This window comes from Aliiroseovarius sp. F20344, assembly GCF_023016155.1.
Lineage (GTDB): Bacteria > Pseudomonadota > Alphaproteobacteria > Rhodobacterales > Rhodobacteraceae > Aliiroseovarius.
This window is the reverse complement of sequence record NZ_JALKBG010000006.1, coordinates 435,610-451,768: the sequence shown is the minus strand read 5'-3', so window position 1 is coordinate 451,768 and position 16,159 is coordinate 435,610. Positions and strand designations below refer to the sequence as shown.

At 57.4% G+C, this 16,159-nt stretch carries 15 protein-coding genes; 3 read left to right on the top strand and 12 right to left on the bottom strand.

Translation table 11 applies throughout. The features are described 5' to 3' along the window. Positions 1-35: 35 nt before the first annotated feature. From pdeM to MWU55_RS07985, 3 genes are all read left to right on the top strand, one after another. Positions 36-698, top strand: coding sequence for a ligase-associated DNA damage response endonuclease PdeM (gene pdeM / locus MWU55_RS07995; protein ID WP_246935521.1), 663 nt, complete (start codon positions 36-38; stop codon positions 696-698). A 68-nt stretch (positions 699-766) separates the two neighbouring features. Then, positions 767-1,210: a PaaI family thioesterase gene (locus MWU55_RS07990; RefSeq protein ID WP_246935520.1), complete on the top strand. Its 444-nt coding sequence runs from the start codon at positions 767-769 to the stop codon at positions 1,208-1,210. A 57-nt stretch (positions 1,211-1,267) separates the two neighbouring features. Further along, positions 1,268-2,062 carry a crotonase/enoyl-CoA hydratase family protein gene (locus MWU55_RS07985; RefSeq protein WP_246935519.1) on the top strand — a complete coding sequence of 265 codons (795 nt, stop codon included), beginning with the start codon at positions 1,268-1,270 and terminating at the stop codon, positions 2,060-2,062. A gap of 41 nt (positions 2,063-2,103) precedes the next feature. On the opposite strand, the gene MWU55_RS07980 is transcribed toward MWU55_RS07985, so the two are convergent. The 12 genes from MWU55_RS07980 to MWU55_RS07925 all read right to left on the bottom strand — a co-directional run bounded on the left by MWU55_RS07980 (position 2,104) and on the right by MWU55_RS07925 (position 16,154). Beyond that, a complete protein-coding gene (locus tag MWU55_RS07980) occupies positions 2,104-2,754 on the bottom strand; it encodes a hypothetical protein (protein WP_246935518.1) in 651 nt (216 codons plus the stop codon). A 167-nt stretch (positions 2,755-2,921) separates the two neighbouring features. Further along, entirely contained in the window at positions 2,922-3,812 is an 891-nt protein-coding gene (folD, locus tag MWU55_RS07975) for a bifunctional methylenetetrahydrofolate dehydrogenase/methenyltetrahydrofolate cyclohydrolase FolD (RefSeq protein WP_246935517.1), read from the bottom strand. Positions 3,813-4,112: 300 nt separating this feature from the next. Next, a complete protein-coding gene (locus MWU55_RS07970; RefSeq protein WP_281501823.1) occupies positions 4,113-5,000 on the bottom strand; it encodes a bifunctional 5,10-methylenetetrahydrofolate dehydrogenase/5,10-methenyltetrahydrofolate cyclohydrolase in 888 nt (295 codons plus the stop codon). Positions 5,001-5,078: 78 nt separating this feature from the next. Beyond that, positions 5,079-6,755, bottom strand: coding sequence for a formate--tetrahydrofolate ligase (locus MWU55_RS07965; RefSeq protein ID WP_246935516.1), 1,677 nt, complete (start codon positions 6,753-6,755; stop codon positions 5,079-5,081). Positions 6,756-6,967: 212 nt separating this feature from the next. Continuing rightward, on the bottom strand, positions 6,968-7,555 hold the full coding sequence (locus MWU55_RS07960; protein WP_246935515.1) for a sulfurase: 588 nt from the start codon (positions 7,553-7,555) through the stop codon (positions 6,968-6,970). A gap of 53 nt (positions 7,556-7,608) precedes the next feature. Continuing rightward, entirely contained in the window at positions 7,609-8,562 is a 954-nt protein-coding gene (locus tag MWU55_RS07955; RefSeq protein ID WP_246935514.1) for a serine hydrolase, read from the bottom strand. A gap of 286 nt (positions 8,563-8,848) precedes the next feature. After that, the gene (ftsH, locus tag MWU55_RS07950) at positions 8,849-10,768 is read right to left on the bottom strand and encodes an ATP-dependent zinc metalloprotease FtsH (RefSeq protein ID WP_246935513.1); all 1,920 of its coding nucleotides are present in this window, start codon (positions 10,766-10,768) and stop codon (positions 8,849-8,851) included. Between the two features lie 87 nt (positions 10,769-10,855). Further along, positions 10,856-12,016: a tRNA lysidine(34) synthetase TilS gene (gene tilS, locus MWU55_RS07945; protein ID WP_246935512.1), complete on the bottom strand. Its 1,161-nt coding sequence runs from the start codon at positions 12,014-12,016 to the stop codon at positions 10,856-10,858. A gap of 74 nt (positions 12,017-12,090) precedes the next feature. Then, positions 12,091-12,924 carry a tol-pal system protein YbgF gene (gene ybgF, locus MWU55_RS07940; protein WP_246935511.1) on the bottom strand — a complete coding sequence of 278 codons (834 nt, stop codon included), beginning with the start codon at positions 12,922-12,924 and terminating at the stop codon, positions 12,091-12,093. Between the two features lie 27 nt (positions 12,925-12,951). Next, positions 12,952-13,467: a peptidoglycan-associated lipoprotein Pal gene (gene pal / locus MWU55_RS07935; protein WP_246935510.1), complete on the bottom strand. Its 516-nt coding sequence runs from the start codon at positions 13,465-13,467 to the stop codon at positions 12,952-12,954. Positions 13,468-13,612: 145 nt separating this feature from the next. Further along, positions 13,613-14,956: a Tol-Pal system beta propeller repeat protein TolB gene (gene tolB / locus MWU55_RS07930; protein WP_246935708.1), complete on the bottom strand. Its 1,344-nt coding sequence runs from the start codon at positions 14,954-14,956 to the stop codon at positions 13,613-13,615. 157 nt (positions 14,957-15,113) lie between these two features. Beyond that, positions 15,114-16,154: a hypothetical protein gene (locus MWU55_RS07925; protein ID WP_246935509.1), complete on the bottom strand. Its 1,041-nt coding sequence runs from the start codon at positions 16,152-16,154 to the stop codon at positions 15,114-15,116. Positions 16,155-16,159 lie beyond the last annotated feature (5 nt).

The window sequence follows — 16,159 nt, the reverse complement described above, 5'->3', positions numbered from 1 at the left end:
GCGTGCCAAACTCGCCTTTGGGAAGGGTGTATTTGATGCAGAATTTTCAGTTCGATTTCGCGGGCGCCAAGCTGTCCTTGCTTCCGTCAGGGGCGTTGTGGTGGCCCGATAAGACTTTGCTATGCGTCTCGGATCTTCATCTGGGAAAATCCGAACGGGCGGCGCGACGGTTGGGACGATTGCTGCCCCCCTACGAGACACGGGATACCCTTCAGCAGCTTGAAGAAGATCTGCGCCAGACCGGGGCTTCGATCGTTGTGTGTCTGGGCGACAGCTTTGATGATCTGGAATCTTCCTACAACTTGCCCGAGGCTGAAACGCTCTGGATCACGCGGCTGATGGCTGGGCGTCGATGGGTCTGGATCGAAGGAAACCATGATCCGGGTCCGGTTGAGTTTGGGGGAACCCATCTGGCTGAGCTGTTCGAACCCCCGCTCTATTTCCGGCATATCGCGCGGGATGGCGCCAGCGCCGAGGTCTCGGGGCATTATCACCCCAAAGCACGGATTCACTTGCCCACCGGGCCAGTCAGCCGCGCCTGCATGCTGTTCGACACTGACCGCATCATCCTGCCCGCTTACGGCACCTATACGGGCGGTCTTCGCTCTGACGATGCCGCGTTGTCCAACCTCATGCGCGAGGAGGCTATTGCCGTATTGACTGGAAGCCCTCCTCGCCCCATTCCGATGCCCAGATAGACACATGACGTGGCGTTTCAATTTCGCGTTTAACCCTTGGGGCTATGTTGATCGCGAAAGGAGCCACCATGACCGAATTGTCCACCGACACTGAAGCACGCTTGCGTGACAGCTTCGCTGCCCAATCCTTGATGACATTTGCGGGAGCAGAGGTGGAGCACTGTGCCCATGGTCTGTTTCGCATCGAAAGCCCCATACCGGATGACATGAAGCAGCAACACGATTTCGGCCACGCGGCCCTAACTTTTGCGTTGGGGGACACGGCCGCTGGCTATGCCGCGATGTCGGTCATGCGCCCGGATCAAGAGGTGCTGACCGCCGAGATGAAGATCCAGCTTCTCGCGCCTGCCAAGGGACAACGCCTGGTCGCCGAGGGCCGCATCATCAAAGCCGGACGTCGCCTGATCCCGGTCGAGGCCGACGTCTGGGCGGTGGACGGCGACAAGACCACCCACATAGCGCGGCTGATTGGCACCATGGTCCCCGTCGACATCCCGGTTGCCGCCACGTGACACTTGCCCCTCTCTGACCTGACAGCGCAGGTTTCGACCAACACAAAGGAATAAGACATGTCAGATCGCGTTCGCATTACCGAAGAAAACCAAGTCGCCACCGTCACGTTGACCCGCGCGGACAAACGCAACGCGCTGGATCTGGACATGATCCGAGCCATCGTGGACGCGGGTGAAACACTGGCCGCGCGCAAGGACATCCGCGCGGTGGTACTGACCGGTGACGGGCCCGCGTTCTCTGCCGGGCTGGACTTGAACGCCATGCCGCAGATCGCGCAGTTCGCGATGCAGGGCGGCGTGTTTCTGGAACGCACCCACAACAACTCGAACCTCTTCCAAGCCGCCAGCATGGTCTGGGCCGAAATGCCCCAACCGGTGATCGCCGCGGTGCATGGCTATGCCTTCGGCGGCGCGTTCCAGATCATGTTGGGCGCGGATATGCGCATCGCGGCCCCGGACACGCGGTTTTCGATCATGGAGGGACGCTGGGGCATCATCCCCGACATGGGCGGCATGGTCCTCATGCGCCGCTTGGCGCGGGGCGACGTGATCCGCAAGCTGACCTATTCCGCCGAGCAATTCGAAGCCCCCGCCGCGCTCGACTGGGGTTTTGTGACCGAAATCTCGGACACACCACTGGAGCGCGCCCACGCGATCGCCGCCGAGATTGCCTCAAAATCCCCCGACGCCATCCGCGCCGCCAAAGCCCTGATCCGCGACACCGAGTTGCTGGACACCCGCGAAACGCTGATTGCCGAAAGCAAAGCGCAAGAAAAGCTGATGGGCACGCCCAATCAGATGGAGGCCGTGATGGCCGGAATGCAGAAACGGAAAGCGGAGTTTAAGGATTGAGGGGTAAAATCAACTCGAGCATTAACGACGGGGGCAATAGCCTACTGTCTCATAACTGGCCATTTTCGCTTTCGTACAGTTAGCCAACTTTGAGAATAGTGAATGAGCGTTTGGCTGGAATTTGTCCAGAAGCCGTCGAACTCGTCCCATTCCGGGTGGCTCCAAAGTAAGAGACGCTCATTTCCATCCAAGGGTCCGGATTCCTCATCAAAATCCCAATCCTCCTCCTCCGAACACATTAGGCACAAGTTACCAAGAAGCACAAAAACCAATGCATCTTCCACAGTAGCGTCAAGCTGCCTCCACGACTCTCTGTCGATGTTACCGTCGTCGATGTTCCAATCACCTGAAACAAATAGCTTGTCGCCCTTCGAGGGGTTGAAACCAAACTGCCAAACTCCTTGGTTTTCCACAATGAAAGGAATAACACCCTCGGAGTTGGCACTGTATTTGTTTGGGCTAACGATAATATCTTGGAATTCAAACAAACTCAGAGGGCAGTCTGGATGGTTCAATACTGCTTTCACTGGGTGATTGTTATCTTGCCATAACTGCCCAAATCGATTTGCAAGATACTCAATGCTGGTCGGAAGTCCGAGCGTTGGTATCGAAGGTTTGGGGGGATAGCTTTGTTCCACCCCTAACCAATCACAGACAAAGTCGCAGGCTTCAGTCAGATTGTTAATAATCATTAATTGAACCAATCGATTGATATGTCAATTTGCAGGTAGCCATAGTCCAACACGTTCATCAATCAATAATTGGTTGAAAAGAAAATACGTTAGCACCACCTTCTCGTTATTCAAAAAAACGGCGCCAGGTTCCCCTGACGCCGTCTCAATTCTCTTAATCCCTCAGCTTACGCCGTCAGCCCGTCCGGCTCGGCCAGGCCGTTGGCGCGGCAGCAGGCGGTCAGGGTGTTGGCCAGAAGGCAGGCGATGGTCATCGGGCCGACGCCGCCGGGCACGGGGGTGATGGCCCCTGCCACTTTCGACGCACTTTCAAAATCCACGTCGCCGACCAGCTTGTTCTTGCCGTCACGCTCGATCCGGTTGATGCCCACGTCGATCACGGTGGCACCTTCGCGGATCCAGTCTCCGGGCACCATTTCCGGGCGGCCCACGGCGGCAACCACGATGTCCGCGCCGCGCACAACCTCGGGCAGGTCTTTGGTGCGGCTATGCGCGATGGTGACGGTGCAGCTGTCGCCCAGCAAGAGTTGTGCCATCGGCTTGCCCACGATGTTCGAGCGGCCGATCACGACGGCGTTCAGCCCCGACAGCGAGCCATGATGGTCGCGCAACATCATCAGGCAGCCCAGCGGGGTGCAGGGCACCATCGACTTCTGACCGGTGCCCAGAAGGCCCACATTCGAGATGTGGAAGCCGTCCACATCCTTGGCCGGGTCGATCGAATTGATCACAAGGTCTTCGTTCAGGTGACCGGGCAGCGGCAACTGGACCAGAATGCCATGCACGGCAGGGTCATTGTTCAGCTTGTCGATCAGCGCCAGCAGATCCTCTTCCGAGGTATCAGCCTCCAGCTTGTGCTCATAGCTGTTCATGCCCACTTCAACGGTCTGCTTGCCCTTCGAGCGGACATAGACCTGCGACGCGGGATCTTCGCCCACCAGCACCACAGCCAGACCCGGCGTGATGCCGCTTTCTTCTTTCACGCGGGCCACATGGGCGGCAACCTTCGCGCGTACATCCGCGGCAAACGCCTTGCCATCAATGATCTGAGCCGTCATCTTTTGTCTCCTTGCTTTCGATCGGCTTAAGAGTCGCCGTGTCGTATTTGTAGAATTTCAACGCCATCTTCCAGACTTTACCCGACAGGATCAGCCCGACTACGGGACCGAAGAGCAACAATTGTCCAGACTTCCCGCCACCCCCAGGCCATCCGAGGTTTTCCAGCAATCAAGCCGCCCCGACAAAACCCAAAAGTGCCAGAGCAACGCTCTGCCCGACAAGTCCAAGCAGAACGAGAAACTCCAGCCAACGGCCCCCCGGACGATTGTGATGGGTTGGGATCATTGAATTCCTTGTGTTCAGATTGCAGTCACAAAGCTCTCCCGATAGTGATTCATCTGCATTTCAGTTGCCAATACCGCGTTGGACATCAGGGTCGCAACCGTCACGGGGCCAACGCCGCCGGGAACGGGGGTGATCCAGCCTGCAACTTGGCTACAGCTTTCAAAATCCGCGTCGCCCACGGTCTTGCCGTCAACGCGGTTGATACCGATGTCGATCACCGCGCAACCGGGTTTCAGCATCTCGCCTGTCACCAGACCGGGCTTGCCCACGGCGACGAACACTGCATCCGCAGCGCGGCTGTGCATCGCAACCGAGCGGGTCATGTGGTGACACACAGTGACCGTCGCGCCCAGCCCCATCAGAAGGAAGGCGATGGGTTTGCCGACGATCTCGGAATGGCCGATCACGGTGACGTTCAGCCCTTCCATATCCAGCGGCAGCGTTTTCAGGATTTCCACCGCCGCCACGGCAGTACACGGCCCTAACGCCAGATCGTTGTAAACGATGTTCCCGATCGAGGCCGGGTGCATCCCTTCCACATCCTTCAGAGGATGCACGAGCTTTTGAAGTGTCTTAACCGGGATATGGTCTGGCAACGGGCGCTGGATGATAATGCCGTTCACGCGCGGATCGGCGTTCAGGCCTTGGATGATGCCCGTCAGCTGCTCAAGCGAGGTCTCAGCCGGATAATTGCGCGCCTCGAACTCGACCCCGGCGCTTTCGGCCGATTTCTGTTGGTTGCGCACGTAAAGCTCTGCCGCGGCGACATCGCCAACGGACAGAGACACCAGTTTCGGTGACCAACCTTTTTCGGTCAATTCGGCTGCACGTACAGCCACGTCTTTGCGCATGTCGGCGGCAATTGCCTTGCCGTCAATTAGGGTTGCGCTGGTGCCATTCATGGCCCCTCTCCTTCTTTGCGAGAATTTGGGTGAGGTTAGAAATGCGAAGGGCGGGTGAACCCCGCCCTTCTTTTCTGATTAGAACAGACCTTCGATCTCGCCTTCCGGGTTCAGACCGATGGACAGCGCCGCAGGTTTGCGCGGCAGGCCCGGCATGGTCATGATCGAGCCGCAGACCACAACGATGAAGCCAGCCCCTGCGGACAAGCGCACTTCGCGCACCGGAACCGAGTGGCCGGTGGGCGCACCGCGCAAGTTCGGGTCGGTCGAGAAGCTGTACTGCGTCTTCGCCATGCAGACCGGCAAGTTGCCGTATCCAGCGTCTTCCCAGTCTTTCAGCTGATTGCGGATCTTGGCATCGGCCAGAACCTCATCAGCACGGTAGATGCGCTTGGCGATGGTTTCGATCTTTTCAAACAGCGGCATGTCATCCGGGTAGATCGGAGCGAAAGCCGACACGTCCGCGTCTGCGATTTCCGCCACGCGTTTGGCCAGATCTTCCGATCCTTCCGAACCCAGTTCCCAGTGGCGCGACAGGATGGCTTCCGACCCGTGGCCTTCGACGTAGTCTTTAACCGCGTTCACCTCTGCATCGGTGTCGGTCACGAAGTGGTTGATCGCAACCACAACCGGCACACCGAAGCTTTTCAGGTTTTCGATATGGCGCCCAAGGTTGGCACAGCCGTTGTTCACGGCGTCCACGTTTTCGGCGCCAAGGTCGGCTTTCGCCACGCCGCCGTTCATCTTCATGGCGCGCACGGTGGCAACCAGCACCACAACAGACGGGGCAAGGCCCGCTTTGCGGCATTTGATGTTCATGAACTTCTCGGCACCAAGGTCAGCACCGAAGCCAGCTTCAGTCACGACATAGTCGGCCAGTTTCAGGGCGGTGGTGGTCGCGATGACCGAGTTACAGCCATGTGCGATGTTGGCAAATGGGCCGCCATGTACGAAGGCCGGGTTGTTTTCCAGCGTCTGCACCAGATTCGGCTGCATCGCGTCCTTCAGCAGAACGGTCATTGCGCCGTCGGCCCCGATGTCGCGGCAGTAGATCGCCTTACGCTCGCGTGTGTAGGCCACGATGATGTCGCCTAGACGCTTCTGCAGATCCTGCAGATCGTTGGCCAGACATAGGATCGCCATAACTTCGGACGCCACGGTGATGTCGTAACCAGTTTGACGCGGGAAGCCGTTGGCAACGCCGCCCAGCGAGCAGACGATGTCACGCAGAGCTCGGTCGTTCATGTCGACCACGCGGCGCCAGGCCACGCGACGCTCGTCAATCTCCAGCTCATTGCCCCAATAGATGTGGTTGTCGATCATCGCCGACAGCAGCGAATGCGCCGAGGTGATCGCGTGGAAGTCACCTGTGAAGTGGAGGTTCATTTCCTCCATCGGAACAACCTGAGCGTAACCACCGCCGGCTGCGCCACCCTTCATGCCGAAGTTCGGACCAAGCGATGCTTCGCGGATACAAACCATGGCCTTTTTGCCAATGCGGTTCAGACCATCACCGAGACCCACAGTGGTTGTGGTCTTGCCCTCGCCCGCAGGCGTCGGGTTGATCGCGGTCACAAGGATCAGCTTGCCGTCCTCTTTGGACTGGACCGAATTGATGAATTCCTGGCTTACCTTCGCCTTATCGTGGCCGTAGGGCAGCAGGTGATCGGTCGGAATGCCCAGTTTGTCGCCGATTTCTTGAATCGGGCGTTTCTTGGCTTCGCGGGCAATTTCGATGTCAGATTTATAGCTCATGGCAGATCCTTCAGAAACGAGAGCATGTTCAGTTCGGACGCGCCCCTGTTAGCGCTGCGACCGATTGTCCAGTTCTCAATAGCGGGTTGGAAACCGTCAGACAGGGTGAAATCCGACATGTTTGCCGCCGATTTCGTCGAATTGGGTTCCACAAGTTTCCCATAGGATAGGAACGGTGAGAAAAGACGCCGAAATTGCCTAGAGGCGCCGATCTAGCCCCGCGCAACACCCCAATCTGGCTGCGCCGGAACGAACAGACGCAACTGATCGCCAATTTCAAGGTGCCCGATGTGCTCGACCCACGCGGTCACACCGCGTTTGCCCTGTGCGGCTTGTTTGTAACGAATCCCGTGACCGGGTCGTGCGCGCTCAACCTCGCGCCCTGTTATGTTGCAGGGACGATTTTCCATATCAACAACCAGACAAGTGCCATTTTCTGCCAGCAATCGCGACGAGGGTGGAACATGTGTGAAATTGGGGATGCCTTCGACAATCATAGACGCGCCGAGCCATGCGGGATCAATCTGATCAAGCTCAAGCGCCTTGGCAACGTCGGCCAGTTCCTCGGCAGAAAGAACCGAAAGCTGTCGCACATTTCTGATTTCGGTGCCTTGCGGATATTGGTTCGAAACGCGCGGGCACGATAGACGTGTCAAACCTGAACGCGCCTCATCGCGGATACCTTCATAGGCCAGGTCCACCGCATCCCTGGCTTCACTGCACATTGTCTCACCCCGATCAGGGGTCACACCAAGCCACGTGATCGTTGCCGAGTACTCCGTTGGGATCAGTGCGGGCATGTTTCAATTCCTCCGGTCAAATCGGTGCAATCTAAAATCAGTACATGGACGGCCTAATTCAATGCATCCAACAAATCATGCAGCTTATGCAAATCTAACGGATCGTCCAGATTTTTGCGCGATGGGAAAACGAAATTCGCATAGCCCAGCTTAGAATTTCCCGTGTCCTGGCGGCTGACCAACACATATGGCCCGTTGCGGTCAATGAACATATATTGTCCGCCCCAGCCATCCGCCGCAATGATGTCACGTGCGCTGTTAAGCCACCATAGATAGCCATCATATGCAAGCGTGTCGCGATCCGAGACATGTTGCGTGCTGCGCTCGATCCAAGCTGCGCTGACCACTTGCTGCCCGCCCCACTGACCATGCGCCTGCACCATTGCGCCAATTCGGGCCAGATCACGCGCGCTCATATGAATGCGATAGGTGGCGTGCTGTGTTCCGGTTCCGTCCAGATCAAAGATGATATGATCCGGGTGGAAATCCTGCAAACCCAAGGGCATCCCAAGCCATTGATCCACGGCTTGCCCAATGGTTAGGTCGGTCTCTTGCTCGAAAATCGTGCCGAGAACGTTAAAATCCCAGTTGTTGTAGTAGTGATGTTCCCCGGGCAGAAAACTGCCGCGCGCAGGCCGCCCGTTTTTCATGTTTTCGGTTTCAGCGCCCGAAGGCAGATACACTCCAGACCGCGCTTGCAGAAGATGCGCAATCGTCGCGGTTTTCTCGGTTTCCGTTAGGGGTGTACGTGCCTCGTCAATTCCCAGCTCTTTCAATGTCGCCGAGACCTGCAAAAGCCCATTATCCTGCGCGATACCAAACAGCAGGCTAAGAATGCTTTTGCGCCCGGAATGCAGGTTGCTGGGAACATCTGTTGGACCAAATTCATAGGCCAATGTGCCGTCTTTAAACACAACCAAACTGTCCGAGCCAATCGCTTCTTGCGTGGCAATCTCTGTCAGACGGATTCGCGTGTCATCTGACAACGCAGGCGAAAGCACGGGCATCTCTGTGGCATGAGCTCCTTTCAGAGTTCGGTCAACAAAAGGACGAGACAGCCAAATACCGGCCCCCAGAATGCCAATGAAAATCAGGGCACCTATTGTTTTGACCCAAGCTCTTAGTCGTCTGGAAACAACCATAAGAAATCCATAATCTAAACATCGGAAAACAATTGAATGGGCTTATCATTCCCCAGCTTTTTTGATCAGTCCAATTCAACTTTAGAATGAACCATCGCACAAAAAAACGCCCCAACCGATGGTCGGGACGCTTGAAATTCTATCGCTTTGATCAGCTTGTGGGTTCCGGTTCCATTTCCCCACCATCATCCGATGGTTTTTTGCGGGGTTTGGTCTTGGGGATCGCGGCGACCGAGGGCGCATTGCCATCGTTTCCGTCATCCTCATCTTCCGGCGCATGGGGCGATTCACCCTTCATCACGCGCTCAAGCTCGGCCCCTGTCAGGGTTTCGTATTCCAACAGGCCTTGCGCGATGCGCTCGAACTCGTCCGCGTTTTCCTTGATGGTGTTGAAGGCAAGATCATAGCCCTCATCAAGAATGCGCTTCACTTCGCTTTCGATGATTTCCTTGGTCTTCGCCGAGACAGAGAACCCACCAGTGTTGCCACTGTAGCCTTGGGCGGCCTCGGAATAGTCGATGTTCCCGACTTTTTTCGACATGCCCCAGTTCATCACCATGGCACGGGCGATCTGGCTGACTTGCTGGATGTCGCTTTGCGCACCGCTGGACACGTTGTCCTCGCCCCACTTAAAGATCTCTGCGGCTTTACCGGCCAGACCCATGGCGATCTTCTGTTCCATCTCATCTTTGTGCCAGCTCAACTTGTCCATTTCGGGCAAGGGCTGAACCATACCAAGGGCTTGACCACGCGGGATGATCGTTGCCTTGTGGATCGGATCGTGTTTGGGCAGCAATATCCCAAGCAGAGCGTGGCCTGCCTCGTGATAAGCTGTCATTTCCTTTTCATTGTCCGACATGACCATCGAGCGTCGCTCTGGCCCCATCATGACCTTGTCGCGCGCGCTGTCGAAATCCTCAGCCGTTACAAAACGGCGGCCAACGCGTGCCGCCATCAGGGCAGCTTCGTTCACAAGGTTGGCCAGATCAGCACCTGAAAAGCCCGGCGTACCACGCGCAACGGTGCGCAGGTCAACATCAGGCCCCAAAGGCACTTTGCGAGCATGAACGCCCAGAATTTTTTCACGGCCTTTAATATCCGGGTTGGACACGGTGACCTGACGGTCAAAACGGCCCGGACGCAAAAGCGCAGGGTCCAGCACATCACGACGGTTGGTCGCAGCCAAAATGATCACGCCTTCGTTGGCTTCGAAGCCATCCATCTCGACCAGCAATTGGTTGAGGGTCTGTTCGCGTTCATCATTACCGCCGCCATACCCGGCACCACGATGGCGACCCACGGCGTCGATCTCATCGATGAAGACAATACAGGGTGCGTTTTTCTTGGCTTGCTCAAACATGTCGCGGACACGGCTTGCGCCGACGCCGACAAACATCTCGACAAAGTCGGAGCCCGAAATGGTGAAAAAGGGCACACCTGCTTCACCTGCAATCGCACGCGCCAGAAGCGTTTTACCTGTACCCGGAGGGCCAACAAGCAGCGCGCCTTTGGGAATTTGACCACCCAAACGGCTGAATTTCTGCGGATTGCGCAGGAATTCCACGATCTCTTCCAGCTCTTCCTTGGCCTCGTCAATGCCGGCCACATCGTCAAACGTCACACGGCCTTCGCGTTCGGTCAGCATCTTGGCTTTCGACTTACCAAAGCCCATAGCCCCGCCGCCCCCGCGACCTTGCATCCGGTTCATCATGAAGAACCAAAAGCCGATCAGCAGAGCAACCGGCAGAAGCAGAGTTACAATGCTCATGAGCCCGGATTGCTGTTGCGGTTCTGCGGTCACTGCGATCCCTTCAGCGACCAATCGATCCGTCACCTTCGCGTCACGTGGCACGACAGTCTGATAAATCTTGCCGTCGCCAGCTTGATAAATCAGCTTCTCACCATCAATGGTGACAGACTTCACGTTGTCACCTTCTACGGCGGCAATGAATTCTGAATAGGTTGCCTGAGACGATGCAAGCCCGGCCTGACCGTTCGAAAACAAGTTAAACAAGGCCAGAATTAGTACGAACAGTACAATCCAGAAGGCGAAATTTCTCGCGTTGCCCAAGGGGATCTCCTTTGAATGCCATGGCGACTGGGCGCCAAACATGGTGATTAACGCCGTTTCCTTAAAATAGGGATGATTGGCAAAGGTTCAATGCGATAAAATGGCTTTCAGGAAATCAGCCTTGTCCGGGCCAGATAATGTGGTGCCAGTGCGCACAAAACCCGCTATTGGTGCGGCCAATAGCGTTTCTTTGTCAAAAAGCGCAGGCGTGGTCATCAGGCGATCACGTGAATGGCCAGTTGCGCGCCAATCGTCGCAGTTTGAAATGGCCTCTCCCAACGCGCGAACCTGTGTTCCATCCGGGCCGGACAGCACCCAACGTCCGTCCCAAACCTCTCCGGGGAGCGCGCTTTTGGAACGCACCGCTTGAAACTCACGCCCCACCACAAGCTGACCAGCCTTTAGGGAAAGCACACACCCTGACAGAGTGCGCCGCTGTCTCGAAAGCGCTTGCTGTTCGACCTCTTTCAGCGCGTCATAGCGCGGCCTGTAAGTTGCACCCGATACGAACCCAATCGCGGCAGCCAGAAGCCGATGGCGGGTTTCGGTGGGCAACAGCGCGTAGGCCTCTACCGGGAACTCAACGTCGCCCAGCTGCACCTTTACCAACGCTTCCGCCGCTTGATGGGCAGAATAGGCCAACGCCTCGCGCGCGTCCGACATTCTTTGCGCCGTGCTTACCAACCTGTTTTGGTCCAACCCAAGCGTTGCAAGGTCATCCATGGCTTGGCGAACACGCACGCGATCAAAGCGCGTGTCGTCATTCGATGGATCGTCGACCCATGTCATGCCGCGGCTTGTTAACTCTGCACGCAGATCTTCACGTTTACAGCCCAGAACCGGTCGCAGCCAGCGGACACCTTGGGCGTGCCAATCGTAGCGCATGGCGGCCAACCCGTCCACACCAGACCCGCGCGCCAGTCGCATAATAAAGGTTTCAGCCTGATCATCGGTGGTATGCGCCAGCGCAACGGCATCAAGCGTGTTTCGCTGCGCCCATTCCGAAAGGAGCTCGTATCGCGCCGCCCGTGCCGCACCTTGCACATTTCCGCGAGGCGCATCCTCCCAGCGCAATGTCTCGTGCGGAAGGCCCAGTGCGTCGCACTGCGTCGCAACCCAATCAGCTTCTTGCCTGGCCTCTGCCCTAAGCCCATGATCCACAGTTGCAACCAGAAGATCGACAGAACGCGACTTCGCCCAGTCATGGGCAATACCAAGCATCGCTATGCTGTCACTGCCCCCAGACACGGCCAACCCAAGACGCGAAACGGGCCCGCGCTGGCGGGCCCGGTCAAGAGCATCAGTAAATGTCCGCTCGGGCGTCACGGACAGCCCAAAGCCTGGCGGGACGCTGTTGCATCCGCAACCGCCGGCGCACCGGGGAAGCGTTTGGCAACCTCAGCCAATGTGGCGCAAGCTTCAGACACCTGGCCAAGACCACCCAGCGAATGACCAAGACGATAAAGCGCATCTGGGGCACGATCCCCGTTTGGGGCGCCCGAGAACGCTTTAAGATAAGCGCGTGCGGCGTTCTTGATATCTCCGCTGCCCGTCAAAGCCTCGCCACGCTGGAAATGCGCTTCCGAGGTCAGTGGGCTTCCGGGATAGTTTTCAACAAACTGCGTATACAGGGTAGTGGCTTGTTCGAAATCGCCAGCCTCAAGCGCTGCGCCCGCGGCGTCATAATCCTGTTTTTCACCGACAGCCAGTTCCGTCGTTACCGGAGCTGTCGGTTCAGGAGCCGTTACAGGTCCTTCTGGAACCGCACCACCACCAAGTGTCGAGGTTTCACCCAGCTTCGAGATATCGCCGCCTTCCAGTTCAACCAGTCGGAACTCAAGATCGCCAATCCGGTTGGTCCCATCTTTGACGATCGAGTTGATCCGATGCTCCAACTGTTCGGTTTTCGAGGTCAGCCGCGACATCTCGCCTTCAATGGCAGACATGCGCTGCGACAGGCTTCCAACGCCCGAATTCACATTGGCATTGCCCGTAGTGGACAGCTCGGTCTTCAACTTCTGAATTTCGACATACAGAACGGTCAGCTCCTGCCGGATATCCGCCAGAGACTGCGCACGGTCTTGTGCCATCCCCAATACAGGGGCGCTGACCAGAACCACGCCAAGCAACAAGGCTTTCAAGGATTTTGCAACCATATCTCAGGCTCCTTCACTGCGCGCGGATCAGCTGGTGATCGCACCGGCTGCAAGTACGGTCACAGCACGGCGGTTTTTCGAATAGCACAGCTCGTCCGAGCAAATCTCAAGCGGGCGTTCCTTACCATAGCTGACCGTTTGCAAACGGTTCGGGGCAACACCGCGATCAATCAGGAAGTTCTGCACAGCAGAAGCACGGCGCGCACCCAGTGCAAGGTTGTATTCGCGTGTGCCTTGTTCATCCGCGTGGCCTTCGATCACAGCGGTGTAGCTGGTGTTTTCGATCAACCAGGTCGCCTGTTGGGTCAAAACCTGAACCGCGTCGGGGCTCAAGTTGGACTGATCCACGGCAAACAGGATACGATCACCAACGGTTTGGTTGAAATAAGCCGGCGAACGTGGGTCCGAGGCGCTTCCCGCCACATAGTCACCACCAGCGCCGCCAGCACCGTTTCCATATCCGTCACTGCCAAAGCGATCTTTCGAACAGGCTGACAGGGCCAATGCGCCCACGAACAGCGCAGTCATTGCAAAATGTTTCATGGTCTTTCCTGTATCTTTCTGCCCTTTTTGGGCGTGCTCTTTCATATTCTTGCCGGAAGATTAGCATTTCACCGGCCATTTGAAAACGGAGGGCTACCAGACCATGCGACAAAGCCGCTTCTGCTCAGGCCACCTCCTCCGCCTATCAGTTCAACAACGGCGACCAGGCGGGATCCGACGCCGCCCCTTCTGTCACCACACGACGTAAGTTGCGACCCGAGATATCCACCGAATACAGCGCGGCCTCACCCGAGGCACCTTGGCTTTCGCGCGTAAACATAATCACGCGTCCGTTGGGGGACCATGTCGGGCCTTCATCCAAGAAGGAAGCCGTCAACAAGCGTTCTTCCGACCCATCTGTGCGCATGACGCCAATGTGGAAACGGCCCGCGTTTTGTTTGGTAAAGGCAATCAGGTCACCACGGGGCGACCACACCGGGGTGCCGTAACGCCCCTGACCAAAGCTGATCCGGGTAGCTTCCCCACCGCTTGCGGGCATTACGTAAAGCTGCTGATTGCCCGATCGATCGCTTTCAAACACGATCTTTGACCCGTCCGGCGAAAAGCTCGGCGCGGTTTCGATTGATGGGGCTTGCGTCAAGCGGCGGGCTTGGCCGCTTGCGATGTCCATCGTGTAGAGATCAGTGTTGCCCCCAGCCGAGAGCGAATACACAACCGTGCGCCCATCAGGCGAAAAGCGCGGGGCGAAGGTCATCGTGCCCTCTTGGCTGGACAATACACGCCGTCCGACCGTGGCAACGTCCAAAACATAGACCTGAGGGAAGCCGGTCTCGTAGCTGGTGTAAAGCACGCGGTCCCCTTGCGGCGAGAAGCGTGGCGCCAGAACCAGCGCTGAACTGTCCGTTAGATACTGAACATTCGCGCCATCATAATCCATGATCGCCAAACGTTTGCGACGTGCGTTCTTGGGACCACTTTCCGACACGAACACAACGCGACTGTCGAAATATCCGCTTTCACCCGTGATCCGGCTGTAGACGATGTCGGCCACTTTATGAGCCATCCGGCGCCAACCTGCTGCCGACCCCGCAAACTGCAACCCTTCCCCTAAAGGCTGGCCCGAGAACACGTCAAACACACGGAACTTCACATTCACATTGCCACCCGCGCTAGACACCGCACCGGTGATCAAAGCCTGCGCATTGATGGCTTTCCAATCCGCATACGCCACGGGGTTCGCAAAGTTCGAGATACCTGAAATAAAGGCGTCCTGCGGGATTTCGCGAAACAGGCCGGTGCTGGCCAAATCAGCGGCAATCACCCGCGAGATCGAGCGCGCAATATCATTTGACCCGCCATCTTCAGCCACAAAATCCGGAATTGCAAAAGGCAAGGGCTCAATCACACCATCTGTGATTTCAATCCGTAATGGACCTTGCGATTGCGCGACTGCCGTGGACATCGCCCCCCCGGCAAACATTGCACATGCGGCGATCAGGCAAGAGATTTTTCTAAGCTTGAAACCCATCCGATTTGATGTCCTGTTCATTGGTCTTTTGCCCCTTTTGTCACTGGCACCATAGGCATAATTGGTGCGTCCCCGCCATCGACAGGGGAAAAATCTGCGAAAACTGGCCGATTTGGCTGCTGTTTCAGGTTGCGATCCCGGTTGAGGATGAGCTGCATCACTTGATCCTCATCTTTTCGGGATTGAAAGTCATTTCGATTTCGCGCCACTGACCATACTTGTCTGCGGGCAGATCAAAGCCTTTGGCCCCACAGCGGATGACCGCGCGCCGGGCTGCTTGGAACGCGGTGTCGGCTGCCGCTTTGCTTGGGCCGTCCCAACTGTCCAACTTGATGCCTTCGGGTTTGCCATCACGGCTCATGGTTACCAGTACGACAACCGTTGTCGACAACGCATCAGTCGACGAAGAACCAAGGTTCCAACACCGGCTGACAGCGACACGCAATCCATCTTTTTCACCTCGCGTCAGCGGCGGTCCGACGGGGATGTCTTGTGCAGGTGTATCCTGCGTTCCCCCCGCCACCTCGTTGGCAACAGCCGCAGCCACTGCATTTGCATCTGCTGGCTTAGGTGCTTCGGGTTCGGCGACTTGCGGTGTGGGACGTTCCGGGCGCGATTTCGGGCGTTGTGACGTCGCGGGGGCTGCCGAGGGCTGCTCAACCGGCTCTTCCGCTTCTGTCACGATTTCAGTGGTCGCCTCCGGAGGGGCCGCTGGTGCGACCTCTTCCGGTTCAGGCGCGGGTTCGGGCGACGGCTCGGGCGAGATAGCCTCCACCGGTTCGGGCGCATCTTCAACAGGCGTTTCGGGCTCTGGTGCTGCTTCCGGCGCAACGCGCGGCGCGGGCGCAGGCGGAGCGGTTTCGGGTTCAGGTACAGGTTCTGGGTCCGGAACGGGCTCGGGTTCCGGCTCTGGTTCTGGTTCGGGCGCAGGTTCGGGCTCTGGCTCCGGGGCCGGCGTTGGCTCGGGTTCAGGTTCAGGTTCAGGTTCTGGCTCAGGGGCTGGCGCCGGAGGGTTTTCAGGCGCATTCGCTTCACCCTGCGGCGCGCTCAGCGCTGCAAACTCATCTTCAGAAATGAACGATACATCAGACACGCTTACAAACTCTTCGTCGCGGTCCCATTTGAAGACCCCGCCGAAAAGCACCCACAGGATTAAAACCCCATGAGCGGCTGTCGAGATATACAGCCCCTTACGCATCCTGA